This is a genomic window from Afifella aestuarii (assembly GCF_004023665.1).
GTDB lineage: Bacteria > Pseudomonadota > Alphaproteobacteria > Rhizobiales > Afifellaceae > Afifella > Afifella aestuarii.
This window is the reverse complement of sequence record NZ_SAUF01000005.1, coordinates 351,615-364,309: the sequence shown is the minus strand read 5'-3', so window position 1 is coordinate 364,309 and position 12,695 is coordinate 351,615. Positions and strand designations below refer to the sequence as shown.

The window sequence follows — 12,695 nt, the reverse complement described above, 5'->3', positions numbered from 1 at the left end:
CATGGATTACGAAAATTTCTTTCGGCAGGAACTCGAGGCGTTGCGCCACGAAGGTCGCTACCGGGTCTTCGCCGATCTTGAGCGTCATGCGGGCGAGTTTCCGCGCGCCACGCATTATCGCGAACGCGGCCGGGCCGAGGTGACCGTCTGGTGCTCCAACGACTATCTGGGTATGGGCCAGAACTCTTTGGTCATCGACGCCATGCATCTCGCTCTCGATCGCTGCGGTGCGGGTGCCGGTGGCACGCGCAACATATCAGGCACCAACCATTATCACGTGCTTCTGGAGAACGAGCTCGCCGACCTGCATGGCAAGGAGAGCGCCCTCGTCTTCACCTCAGGCTACGTCTCCAACTGGGCCACGCTTTGCACACTTGCCGCGAAGCTGCCGGGCTGCGTCGTCCTGTCGGACGCCAAGAACCACGCCTCAATGATCGAGGGCATTCGCCACAGCCGCGCAGACCGCATGATCTTCGCGCATAACGATCCGGAAGATCTCAACCGCAAGCTCGCCGAGATCGACCCGGCTCGGCCCAAGCTCGTCGCGTTCGAATCCGTTTATTCGATGGATGGCGATATCGCGCCAATCGCCGAGATCTGTGACGTCGCCGATGCGCATGGAGCCATGACCTATCTCGACGAGGTCCACGCCGTCGGCCTCTACGGCCCGCGCGGTGGCGGCATCTCCGAGCGTGACGAGGCCGCCCATCGTCTGACCGTTATCGAGGGTACCCTCGCCAAGGCTTACGGCGTCATGGGGGGCTATATCGCAGCCTCCACCGCCCTCTGCGACTTTATTCGCAGCTTTGCCTCCGGCTTCATCTTCACGACCGCTCTGCCGCCCTCCGTCGCGGCGGGTGCGCTCGCCTCCATCCGGCATCTGAAAGCGAGCGAGGCCGAACGCGACAGACAGAAGGAGCGCGTGGCGACGGTTCGGCGTCGCCTGGACGAGATCGGCGTGCCGCACCTCATGAACGAGAGCCATATCGTTCCGGTGATGGTGGGCGACGCCGTTTTGTGCAAGCAGATCAGCGATCGGCTTCTCACGCAGTACGGGATCTATGTGCAGCCGATCAACTACCCGACCGTCCCGCGCGGCACGGAGAGGCTGCGTGTCACGCCCTCGCCGCTTCATTCCGACTGGGACGTCGACCGCCTCATCAACGCCTTGAAGGCGATTTGGTCCGAGATCGGCCTCGAACGCGCCGCCTGACCTGTCCTAGTCGCAAGTCTGTCAAAGCGCCGGCCCCTCGCCGGCGCTTTTTTTTGCGGCCGGCCGAGATGTAACCTGCCGGACGGGAGCGAGCCGTGTCCCGGCTCTTTCGGCACTCTCCGGCAGATCGCGGACCACGCCATCTGAGGCTTGCCCTAACCCGATTGGACAGTTGCACCTCTGGAGCGGACCGTCCTCTGTGTCGTCGCCCCCCCCCGTCCGCAGCCTTTGATGCCGTCGTTACCCTTTTTGAAGAATCACTTGCCCGGAACTGCTCACGTCTTGATTCATGTTTGGCGACGCCCCTGGCGCGTTCTCTGTGCCGCTTAGAGGAGGAACTTCAAAGATTGATTCAAGTGATCGCCTCGCGCCAAGCGGTGCCCCTCGCGTGATCCGGCAGGCAATCCGCACCGTTCGCCGTTTCCTGACACGGCATCTGCGACCACGAATGCATGCAACGGGATGCCTCACCCAAAGCGGCGTCAGCGCTCGCGGTCCGATCGCCAGAATTGTCGCGTTCGCGCAGACCGCCTCACGTGCAGCCAGCGAGCAACACTCAGCCCCGTCCTCTTATAACTGAGCCACATGATGGCGCCTCTCAAGCGCGCCGCAGAGTTACGCTCCGCCCACCACAACTCCGGCCATTGGCTCCGTCGTGATGGCTGGATGCGTCATGGGCCGCCTGGGGCTCCTCTCGCAATTTCGGGGATCTTCACCGCCAAGGACGACAACCTCGGCAATTCTTGCACGTTCCGGAACGGCCTCGGAGATCGGACGATCCCGCTCTATGCCGCCCTTCCCGATCTTCACGTCGCTTGAGCTCAAGCTGCGCTTTTGGCTGCTCGCTCGGTCCGGCAGGAAATCGAAACAAAAAAAATCCGGGAGATGAGACATCTCCCGGATCGAGGTTCAGGAGGCGCCCGAAGACGCCGCCGTCTTACTGATTTTGCTGCATCTGCTCCATCTGCTGGCGCATCTGCTGCATCTGCTCCATCTGCTGCTGCATCAGCTGCATCTGCTGCTGCATCAGCTGCTGCTGCGGCGTCATCTCGCCAGACGGGGCCTGCTGGGCCGGCTGCTGAGCCTGAGGCTGAGCCGGCTGTTGTGCCTTCGGCTGTTGAGCCTGGGGCTGCTGAGCCGGGGCCTTGGGCTGAGCCGGCTGCTGCGCCTTCGGCTGCTGAGCCTGGGGCTGCTGAGCCGGAGCCTGAGGCTGGGCCGGCTGCTGAGCCTGGGGCTGCTGGGCCTCTGGCTGCTCTGCCGGAGCCTGGGGCTGCTCAGCTGGGGCCTGGTCAGGGGAGACCTGAGCGGAAATCAGCTCAGGATAATCCTGGACCATCGGCGCACCGCCAAGCGGCTTGGGCTCGCCCTGATGGCAGGTCGCGCAGTTCGCCTTGGGAGCGTCTCCCGTCGGGCCGAGGCGCATCGCCGGATATTCCGGCTGCAGCGGCACGAGGTAGTTCGCATTGAGATCGCGCACCAGGTCAAGGCCGTGGAAGGCCGTGAGCCGCGGCGGGCTGCTCTCATTCCAAGACATGAACGACCGGCTGTCATGGCAGTAGGTGCAGTTCACGCCAAGCGCGTCAGACAGATGGATCATCAGCGCATAGGTGTCTTCCGTATCCTTGATGCTCGCGCCGAGGCCGCTGCCCTTAGCCGGGAGAGCAGTCGTCGGAACGATACGAGGATTGGACGGACCGGTCAGGAACACATCCGACGGGTTGGCAGCCATTGACGTCAGGCCGGCAACTTCGTTCGCATGGTTCTGCCCGTTCGGGCTGTAGCCTGCATAGACTGCCTTCGTGGGAGCCTCGTCCTTGAACCAGATCTCGGTCGGGACAGGGTTGCCGCGGTGGCAGGTGTAGCAGGTCACACCCGTCTGGGCGACGTGGTTCGTCCAGTCGGAATTGATGTGGCGCGTCATCTCAAGCATGCGACGCGACACGATCTTGGTGTAAGGCCGCTCGGCGGCCAGGTCGTTTTCATCGTGGCAGTAGGCACAGCCCTGTTCCGGCGCCACCCATTCCGTGATCACGGTCATGACACGCAGGAACTGCTCTTCCGAAAGATCACCGAGAACATGAACGTTCTCATAGACTTCCGAAGCGCGGGGGCCTTCAGCCGAAACCGCTGGGAACGGATCGGGAATCTGGTCCGCCGCCTTGCGCAGATCCTCAACAGACTTGATCTGCTGCATGCCGGTGCCGCGGTAACCCAGCTGCGTACCCTGTGCCAAAGGCCAGATATGATCCGGCTGCGGCAGATTAAGGGTGAACAGCAACAGGCCGCCAACTAGCACGCAGAATGCAACGGCCATTTTCATCGTGAAGGTCATTGCGCCCCTCCTGACATAAGAGCCGGATCCTGAATGGCGTCAAAGACCTGCGGATAGGCGGGAACGAGCCCGTGCTTGATACCCCACAGGAACCAGTTGTCGACAACCGTACCCGTGAGAAGCATGCCGATACCGCCGGTGATCGGGCAAAGAACCGCAAACCACCAGGCCCAGCGATGGATGGATTCCATGGTGGCATTGAAGCCCATGGTCCAGCGCCAGAAGAGCGCGGCGCGCTCCGCTGCAGTACCGCGATCCACGACCTGCTCAGCTTCCCGGTCGCCGCCGAAGCGGCCCACGGCCAGGATCGTCGCGCCATGCATGGCGAACAGAAGAGTCGCGCCATAAAGGAAGACGATCGAGAGCATGTGGAACGGGTTGTAGTACAGATTACCGTAGCGGATCGAGAAAGCCGCAGTCCAGTCGAGGTGCGGGAAGATGCCGAACGGAACAGCCTCAGACCAGCTGCCAAGAAGCAGCGGGCGCAAGAAGCCGATCACAATCATCAGCCAGATCGCCGCCATGAACGCCCAGGCAACGTGCGTGCCCATACCGAGCGCGGTAGCCCGGCGGTACGTGCGCACCCACCAAAGAAGAACCGACGTCGTCATAAAGAAGCCGGCCATCTGCCACCAGCCGCCCTGGTCGAGCGGACACAGCACGCAGAAACCAAGCTCGGCAGGCGGCGGCTCAAGCGCAAGCCACGGCAGTTGGCGCACGAATTCAATCGGGCTCCAGTTCACCGAGGCCAGCATATTGAGACCGACGATCTCAAAGGCCAGGAAGCCGAAGATCAACGAAGCGACACCGGACAACCCGAGATAAACGGGTCCGATCTGTGCGTCGCCGATCTTGCCTAGCCAATAGGAGACAATCGGCTGTCCTGCCCGACCGGTAGCAGAGCCAGCGACCGGGACACCGGCGTAGACAGGTCCGTGGACCTGCACCCGGTTAAAGATGTTTTGGTACTCAGCCATAATAGTCCCCCTGCCCTAGCTCCAGATCGGGAGGTTGAGCCACCAACCCCACCATTCGGGCCATCCGCGGGTCCAGAACGGACCGCTGATGACGATGCAGACGGCACTCCAGAACGCTGCCGACAGCGCCAGGAACAATCCCAGACGATGCACGCCGAGCGAACCGATGGAGTAGCCCACCACATCACGGAAGAAGGTGTTCTCGTGCTCCGGGCCTTTGACGGCCTCACCAGGCTGCGGGTTGACGGCGGAAAGGATCACGCCTCCGTGCAACGCCAACGCGAGCGTCGTCGCGAAGAAGAAGCTGACGGCGATCATGTGAGCCGGATTGTAGTGGAAGTGCAGGTACTGGTACCCGACGTTCGACACCCAATCGAGGTGGCTCATGATGCCATAAGGAAAACCGTGCCCCCACGCACCCATCAACACGGGCCGGATGACGACCAACGTGAAGTAGGCAAAGACCGCAAAGCCATAGGCAATAGGAATATGATAGCCCATGCCAAGCTTGCGGGAGATTTCGACCTGACGCAGAGCCCAGGAAACAAATGCGCCCAGGGCGCAAATGGTAATGAGCTGCCAAAGCCCGCCCTCGCGGAGCGGCGCCAAGCCTAAGCCATAAGAAAGATCTGGCGGAGCAATACTGATCTGCCAGATGTTCCAGGTCGGTCCCAGCGCCGCGCCCCAGAGAATGAGCCCGGTGCCCAACGCTGAGAAGAAGACCGTCGTTACGCCAAAAAAGCCGACGTAAAGCGGCCCCACCCAAAAGTCGAAGAGATCCCCTCCGACTAGCGTACCGCCACGAACGCGATACCTCTTTTCAAAGCTGAGCATCGCCATTGCTCAATCCTCCGGTCAACGAGACGAGGAGCGAAGTCGCTCCTGCGTGAAGATGGCAGCGGGCTGAAAATCCCAGCGGACTGGAACCCAGTCCGCTGCCATTCGCAAAACCTTCCGTCTCGTCGATTAGGCGAGCGGCGTGATCAGCTCGACCTGGCTGGTCTGCGCCGGGGCCGTCGAAGCGCCCTGCATCCAGTTGAACCGGTCGGTGCTCAGCAGAATGAAGTGAATGAGCAGAGCCAGCACGAACAGGAACGTGAACAGCGCGACCAGCATGCGACGCGGATCGAACAGGAGCCAAACTTTCCACATTTCTCTCTCCCCCTATGCGAGAGTTGACAGGAACGCCGAAGCGGTCGTCGGCAGGTCTTGAAGGAACGCGTAGCCTTCCGGCCCCGGGATCCAAGGACGCCACATCCAAGCAAGAATGTGAGCGACAATTGCCACGGCGACAAAGACCATGAAGCTGGTCATGAACACACCGTGAAATTCGCGAGCCTCGCCTTCCGTCAGACCCGACAGCGAGACCGGCCTATCGATTTCAGCCATTGATCTACCCTCGTTAAAATCAGCCTTTCGGCCGTTACCGCGCACCTCCCGCGCGGCAGGGAATGGTCACGACACGAAAGCCGTGACACATCTCCGCCCAGCAATGCCGGACGAATTCCAGCGAATGCGCCTTAGCGCATAAAAGCGAATGGGATCGTCGTGTTGGCCGCGACGCGCGCCTCTTCAATCACCGACCGGCGACCATTCGGTCCCGGCGAGAAAGGACGCCATTGCGGCGGCAGAAGCCGCGCAATCATGCAAACGACCAGGAAGAAAGCGAAGCTCACCATCACGATGAGACGGAAATCGCGCTCTTCTTTGGACCGCAGCAGCGCTACGTTCGATTTTTCGATTGCAGCCATATGCCTCTCCACATCAAACTCTTCGGACAGCGCGCCCCCGCGCCAGTCCGGTTAAGATTTCGTGCTGCGGATGACCCCCCGTCATACGAGCTGATCTTCTTTTAGACCGGTCGCAGCCCTACGAACACATGCTATGGTGACGCGGGGCGTGCCGACGCGCCTGGCTTCGCGCTCAGCCTGATCGCGCAGCTTCTTCGCTGCAGAGATGCGGATCAGAACCGGCTGCGATTCCACCAATGAATCCAATGACTTCTTGGCATCGTCATCCCACGGCAGCTCATCATGGAGCCGCGAAGGCGTCGCATCGATCTCGTCAAGGTCTTTTGCGAGGGGCAAAATGTGGAAGAGTGCGTCGAAAAGCGCATTGCACACTTCCTGAACGAGATACGTCGCACCCGAATAGCCCATGAACGGCGTGCCTGTGTGGCGCCGGATGATAGCTCCCGGGAACGAGGCCGGAATGTAGACGCTGCGCGCGCCGATTTCGGCCAGATACATGCGTTCGTTGTAGCTGCCGAACAGAACGAGCGGCGTCTTCTCCTTGACCGATTCGCGCACCGATTCGTTGTCGGGCTTGACGCCCGCGCGGCGCGAAAAGGCAAAGGTGCAAGGCAGGCCCATTTCCGATTCGAGGAAGTGGCGCACGCCCCGCGCATAGGTCTCGTTCGCGACGATGGCGAAGCTCGCCGTACCGAAGAAATCTTGAGTGACGGAGCGCCACAGATCCCAGATCGGCTTGATCGTCGTGTGTTTCTCGCGCGCGATGAAGGGTTCCGGGTCAAGACCCAGAAGCTCGCCCAGGGCGCGCAGGAATTTCGTCGTCGAATGCAGTCCGATCGGCGCCTGCAGATAGGGCTTTTCCAGCGCCTCACAGAGGAGCCTGCCGAACTCGCGGTACATGCAGATGTTGACGTCCGCGTCGACAAGCCGGCCGACCTCGGAGATATGGCTGCCCATCGGGAAGACCATATTCACCTCGGCACCGATTCCCTCCACCAGCCGCCTGATTTCGGCGAGGTCGGAGGCCATGTTGAACATGCCGTAGATCGGACCGATGATGTTGACGCGGGGCTTGTCGCCTTCCTTGCGGGCGCGTGCCTTCGGCATCTTGCCCTTCTTGGCGCCAAACTGATTCCAGAGCCACGTCATCGCGCGGTCGGCGCTCTGCCATTGGTCTTCATCGATCGTACGCGGCAGGAAGCGCTGGAGATTCGTCCCCTCCGGCGTCACACCGCCACCGATCATCTCGGCGATCGAACCTGTCACCACGACGGCAGGGAGCGCGGGATCGAGCGTTTCATGCGCCCGGCGCATCGCGCCTTCCGTGCCGGTCTGGTTGAGATTCTCTTCAGACAGCCCGGTGACAACGATCGGCAATTCGTGCGGCGGCAAGGCATCTGTGTAATGCAGGACCGAGGTGACCGGCAGGTTCTCACAGCCGACCGGGCCGTCGATGACAACTTGGAGCCCTTTGATCGCGGTAAAAACGTAGACGGAGCCCCAATAGCCGCCGGCGCGATCGTGATCGAGGACCAGCATCAGACCACCGATTCCGCGACCCGTTTCGGGTCTGCGGCCTTCCGAGCTTTCTCCGCTTTGGCAAGTTCCTTGCGGCGGAAATCTGAATGGTCGGCGGGAATCTCTTCCCACAAGCCGGCGCTATCGCCGTGGCCGACGCCCTCAAAGAACTCGCGCATCTCGTCGAAGCGAGCCTTGTTGCCGATCGCAGCGTTGACGACCTGCGCAAGCGAGCCGGCGCCCGCGACACCGAACAGCGGCCGCGCCGAAATGAGGTTGGTGAAATAGAGACCCGGGATCGCCATCTCCTTCGCCTTCTGCACGACTGGTGTCGTGCCGATGGCGAGGTCCGGCCGAAATTCCTCGACCGCGGCAATGTCCTTTTCAAGCGACGCGCGGTATTCAACGTGAACGCCGCGGGCCTCGAGCCATTCGCGGTCGGCAGCCGAATAAGGTGTCTTCGGGCAGGCCGTGCCGACATAGGGCACATCCGCCCCACTCTCGAGGAGAAGCCGTGCGACGAGAAGTTCAGAGCCTTCGTAGCCGGAAAGCGTCACGCGCCCTTTGATCGGAGCATTCGCCAGTGCGCCCTTGATCATCGGCAGGAAGCGATTCTTCGTCTGGTCGACACAGTCGCGGGAGATGCCACACGCCTCGCCGATCGCGTCGAGCCAGGCGGCCGTTCCATCATGGCCGACCGGTGCGGAGCCGACGATCGGGCGCCCCGCTTCCTGAAACTCTCGGATGCTCGCCGTATAGAACGGATGAAGCGCGGCGACCGCGGCACAGTCGAGCGCGGCATAGAGCTCGCGCCATTCGCGTGTCGGCACGACCGGGCCGGCGGCAAGACCGAGCGGCTCCAGCATCATGCCAAGACCCACGGGATCGGCCGGGAACATTTCGCCAAGAAGCGTCACGGTCGGCTTGTCGCTCGGCCCGCCACGCGGCGCCTGAACGGGACCAAGCTCCGCCTCGGTGCGTGCATAACGCAGCATGGCACCCGAGAGGACGTCTTTCGCCTCTGCATGAGTCGGCACACCGAACCCCGGCACATCGATGCCGATGATCCGCACACCGTTGATTTCTTTCGGCAAAAGCCTGAGCGGCACGCCGGAAGCCGTCGGCACGCAGAGATTGGTGACGATGACGGCGTCGTATTTCTCGGGATCCGCGAGCTTATGGACCGCTTCGCGAATATCTTCGAAGAGCTTGCCGGTGACGAGCGTCTCCGAATCGAAGGGCACGTAGCCGACGGTCCGACGCGCGCCATAGAAGTGCGAGACGAAGCTCAGGCCATAGACGCAGCACGCGGAACCCGAGAGGACCGTCGCCGTGCGACGCATTCTCAAACCGACGCGCAGCGAGCCGAAGGCCGGACACATAGATTGCGGCTGGTCGTGAGGACCCTTCGGATAATCGGCAGCGTAACGTTCGAGAATCTCGCTCTGGCCGGCTTTTTCGGCTGCAGCGCGCATTTCGGCCTGACCGCCGTGGCAACCAAGGCCGTCCCCTTCTGGAGACGGAGCGTTCGAGGGGCTTTTCGTCATGCTTTCACCTGGAGCGGGCATACCGGTCCCGGACGCCGCGGCGAGATCATTCGCCGTCGGCGTGGCAGCGGCACCGTCGTAGACGACTTCCGTCGTCTTGCGGTCCCCACCTTTCCGGTCTTCGGTATCTGCCATCGTCTTAGCCCCCCAAGACGGCTGTCACACTGTGTCGTATATCACTTCGAGCGACGGTTTCTCTTGGGCAGCTTTGCCGCACATGTCTTCCATGGTGGCTGGCTCCAAGACCACGTCGCGCCCGACCTCGTCGCTCTTGAAGAGACCGAGAAGATCCTCCTGGCTGAGCGGATCCGGCCGCATCGGAGGTGCCTCGGCGACATTGGTCGCGAGCCCTTCGAAAAGCGGCGCCCATTGCGTACCGGGGCGTCCGACGATCTGATAAGCAGCGCTCTTGCGCCTGATGTCCTCATCCGCAGGGATGGCGGCAAGAATCGGGATGCCGACCTTTTCGGCAAAGGCGGCCGCCTCCCCGGTCCCGTCATCCTTGTTGATCACCATGCCGGCCACGCCGACATTGCCGCCGAGTTTGCGGAAGTAATCGACCGCATTGCAGACGTTGTTGGCGACGTAGAGCGACTGCAGATCGTTGGAGCCGACGACGATGACCTTTTGGCACATGTCGCGCGCAATCGGCAGACCGAAGCCGCCGCAAACCACGTCGCCCAGGAAATCGAGCAGGACGTAATCGAACCCCCAATCGTGGAAGCCGAGTTTTTCCAGAAGCTCAAAGCCATGGATGATGCCGCGACCGCCGCAGCCACGCCCGACTTCCGGACCGCCGAGTTCCATGGCGAAGACGCCGTCGCGCTTGAAGCAGACGTCGCCGATTTTGACCTCTTCACCGGCGGCTTTCTTGACCGCCGAGGTCTCGATAATCGTCGGGCAGGCGCGCCCACCGAACAACAGCGAGGTCGTGTCGCTCTTCGGGTCACAGCCGATCAGGAGAATCCTCTTCCCCTGCTGCGCCATCATGTACGAGAGGTTGGCGAGCGTGAAACTCTTGCCGATGCCGCCCTTTCCATAGATGGCGATAATCTGGGTCTCGCGCGTTACGGGACCCGTCGCAACCGGATCAGGCTCGATCGCCGCCTCGTCCCGCAGATAGTCTTGCATTCCACGGCGGTTGGGGCCTGGCGCGTTGACGTCAAGGGTCATGCAGCTCTCCAATCCAGAATCATCTTGAGACAGGCGGCATCGCCAAATGCGGTTCGATAGGCGCCGTCGGCGTCCTGCGCCGGGCAGCGATGCGTGATCAAACCGTCGAGCGACAGGCGCCCCGTTTCCACCAATTCCTTGACCGCCACCAGATCCGGCTCGCGCCATTCGGCCGCGACGCGCAGTCGCGCCTCGCGCAGGAATGCCGGCGGGAAGGTGAAAGACAGCGGTGCGGAATAGAAACCGGCGAGGACGATCTCACCGCCGGGAGCAAGACGCGCAATCAGCCGATCCAAGATCGTCGAATCGCCGCTCACGTCATAGATCGCGCGATAATCCTGCCGAACATCCTTTTCCGGATCGATGGTGACATAGCCGAGTGCACCTTCTGCGCGTTCGGCGTTGCGCTCCCAGACAACGGGCGGCTCGGCATCGAGCGCCACTGTGACGCGCGCCAGAAGACGTCCGAGAACGCCGTGGCCGATGATCAGATCCGGCTTTCTCGCCCCTTCGGCCGCGATCGCGTGATATGCGGTCGCGGCCAGAGCAAGCAACGTCCCCCGCTCGCCAAGATCTTCTTTGATGGTGATGGCCCGCGCCGCCGGCACGATCAGCCGCTTGGCGGCGCCACCGAAAAGACTGCGTACGTCGGCAAAGCTACGCGACCCCGGCACGAAGACCCGCTCGCCAATTCTGGCGCGAGCCCCCTCGCCTGCATCGCTCACCCGTCCAACGGATTCGTATCCGGGGACCAGCGGATATCCCATGCCCGGGAAGTCCGGCATCCGCCCCGACCAGAGCAAACGCTCCGTACCCGTCGAGATGCCGCTCCACTCCACATCCACGACAACGTCGTCCGCGCCAGGCGTCACAAGCGCGACTTCCTTAAGAGCAAGATGCTCAGGCTGTTCCAGAACGACGGCGAGAGTGTTCAAACCGGCCTCTCCTAAATGTGTGTTCACGCTTCTGTTTTGGCGCGTTTTATGGAGTGTAAGTCTAGCTTGACCCATCAATACGTCAAGCTAGATTTACACAGTCGCCCCATCACGGAAGGCGACCAAAGCGCGCGCCAAGACCGGGGTCGGCGTTCCAAGCTGCTGAGAACGCGCAAAACCCGCCTCCCGCAACATGGCCTGAAGCTCGCCGACCGCGCGCGGCCGACCGCTGCCCATGGCGAGCAAATAGAAGCCGAAATAAGCCTCCGCAGCGGCATCCCGGCCCGGTACCGGGGCCATCGGTTCTGCGATCAACAGCATGCCGTCGCGTGGCAACGCAGCGTGCGCGGCGCGCAAAAGCGTCATCACCGACGCATAGTCATGATCGTGCAAGATGCGTACGAGCGAAATGACATCGGCACCAAGCGGCAGAGGTTCGCGCAGGAAATCCCCTCCGACGGCGGCGGCGCGCTGGCCCAGCCCCGCCTGGGCGAAGCGCGCTTCGGCACGGGCAGCGACGCTCGGCAGATCGAACAGCATCAACTGAAGATCGGGAACCCGCTTCGCCACTTCCATCAGGAAAGTGCCGTCGCCACCGCCGACATCGAGGAGACGCCGCCGTGTGGCGAGCGCATTCGTCGCCAGCACCTCCTGGGCGATCATAGCCTGCGAGGCGCCCATCAAGGCTGTGTATTCGTCGATCGCTTCCGCTGGCAGAGCGCGCGGATCGTCGGCCTCGGCATAGGCCCAGTATCGCGCAAGCCGCTTCTCCTGCGCGTCGCCCCGCAACAGGGCCACCGGATCCGCGAGGTCGGCATAAAGATGCGCATGGTGCTCGACCATCGCGGCAACACCCGGATTGTCGAGCATGGCAGCGCCGAGGGTGCCAAGACCGTAACGCGCCTCGCCGCGAACGGAGACGAGCCCCAAAGACGCGGCCGCCCGCAAAAGCCGGCGCGCCTCGCTCTCCTCAAGCTTCAACCGTCTGGCGAGCGTTGCGAGATCCTGGGGCCCCTCGGAAAGAATCCGAAACAGGTCGAGCCGCACGCAGGCGAAAAGAACCTGCGAATAAACGAACCCCGCGCAGAGATCGAAAAGCGAACGCGCATTGTGCTGCGCAACCGGGCGCGTCAGGAGATTGCGCGAGGCACGCTCGCGAAATTCCTTGCTCCCAACCAGACGGTCCCGCAGGGCGTAGACCCGGTCGAGTACCGATGCGCGCAGTTTCGAGGCCTTCATCTTGCGGCCG

The 12,695-nt window shown here is 62.3% G+C and carries 13 protein-coding genes; 2 read left to right on the top strand and 11 right to left on the bottom strand.

Translation table 11 applies throughout. The features are described from left to right. The first annotated feature begins 1 nt into the window (after position 1). Together hemA and EO094_RS15885 are read left to right on the top strand one after the other, a co-directional pair. Positions 2-1,213 (top strand): 5-aminolevulinate synthase, encoded by a 1,212-nt coding sequence (hemA, locus tag EO094_RS15890; RefSeq protein ID WP_128293886.1) that lies wholly within the window; start codon positions 2-4, stop codon positions 1,211-1,213. 588 nt (positions 1,214-1,801) lie between these two features. Then, positions 1,802-2,032 carry a hypothetical protein gene (locus tag EO094_RS15885; RefSeq protein WP_128293885.1) on the top strand — a complete coding sequence of 77 codons (231 nt, stop codon included), beginning with the start codon at positions 1,802-1,804 and terminating at the stop codon, positions 2,030-2,032. 118 nt (positions 2,033-2,150) lie between these two features. Here the strand turns inward: EO094_RS15885 and pufC are convergent, their stop codons facing one another. The 11 genes from pufC to EO094_RS15830 all read right to left on the bottom strand — a co-directional run bounded on the left by pufC (position 2,151) and on the right by EO094_RS15830 (position 12,685). Beyond that, positions 2,151-3,545 carry a photosynthetic reaction center cytochrome PufC gene (pufC, locus tag EO094_RS15880; RefSeq protein ID WP_128293884.1) on the bottom strand — a complete coding sequence of 465 codons (1,395 nt, stop codon included), beginning with the start codon at positions 3,543-3,545 and terminating at the stop codon, positions 2,151-2,153. Then, a complete protein-coding gene (pufM, locus tag EO094_RS15875) occupies positions 3,542-4,522 on the bottom strand; it encodes a photosynthetic reaction center subunit M (RefSeq protein WP_128293883.1) in 981 nt (326 codons plus the stop codon). The genes pufC and pufM overlap by 4 nt, the downstream gene beginning before the upstream one ends. Positions 4,523-4,537: 15 nt before the next feature. Beyond that, positions 4,538-5,362, bottom strand: coding sequence for a photosynthetic reaction center subunit L (gene pufL / locus EO094_RS15870; protein ID WP_128293882.1), 825 nt, complete (start codon positions 5,360-5,362; stop codon positions 4,538-4,540). Between the two features lie 126 nt (positions 5,363-5,488). Continuing rightward, the gene (gene pufA / locus EO094_RS15865; RefSeq protein ID WP_128293881.1) at positions 5,489-5,674 is read right to left on the bottom strand and encodes a light-harvesting antenna LH1, alpha subunit; all 186 of its coding nucleotides are present in this window, start codon (positions 5,672-5,674) and stop codon (positions 5,489-5,491) included. A gap of 12 nt (positions 5,675-5,686) precedes the next feature. Further along, positions 5,687-5,911: a light-harvesting antenna LH1, beta subunit gene (gene pufB / locus EO094_RS15860; protein ID WP_128293880.1), complete on the bottom strand. Its 225-nt coding sequence runs from the start codon at positions 5,909-5,911 to the stop codon at positions 5,687-5,689. Between the two features lie 131 nt (positions 5,912-6,042). Beyond that, entirely contained in the window at positions 6,043-6,273 is a 231-nt protein-coding gene (locus tag EO094_RS15855) for a hypothetical protein (protein WP_128293879.1), read from the bottom strand. A gap of 81 nt (positions 6,274-6,354) precedes the next feature. After that, the gene (gene bchZ / locus EO094_RS15850; protein WP_128293878.1) at positions 6,355-7,812 is read right to left on the bottom strand and encodes a chlorophyllide a reductase subunit Z; all 1,458 of its coding nucleotides are present in this window, start codon (positions 7,810-7,812) and stop codon (positions 6,355-6,357) included. Beyond that, entirely contained in the window at positions 7,812-9,359 is a 1,548-nt protein-coding gene (gene bchY / locus EO094_RS15845; RefSeq protein WP_128294306.1) for a chlorophyllide a reductase subunit Y, read from the bottom strand. The genes bchZ and bchY overlap by 1 nt, the downstream gene beginning before the upstream one ends. A 138-nt stretch (positions 9,360-9,497) precedes the next feature. Further along, a complete protein-coding gene (locus EO094_RS15840) occupies positions 9,498-10,511 on the bottom strand; it encodes a chlorophyllide a reductase iron protein subunit X (protein ID WP_246008565.1) in 1,014 nt (337 codons plus the stop codon). After that, positions 10,508-11,446: a chlorophyll synthesis pathway protein BchC gene (gene bchC, locus EO094_RS15835; RefSeq protein ID WP_128293877.1), complete on the bottom strand. Its 939-nt coding sequence runs from the start codon at positions 11,444-11,446 to the stop codon at positions 10,508-10,510. The genes EO094_RS15840 and bchC overlap by 4 nt, the downstream gene beginning before the upstream one ends. A gap of 93 nt (positions 11,447-11,539) precedes the next feature. Beyond that, positions 11,540-12,685 (bottom strand): methyltransferase, encoded by a 1,146-nt coding sequence (locus EO094_RS15830; protein ID WP_128293876.1) that lies wholly within the window; start codon positions 12,683-12,685, stop codon positions 11,540-11,542. Positions 12,686-12,695 lie beyond the last annotated feature (10 nt).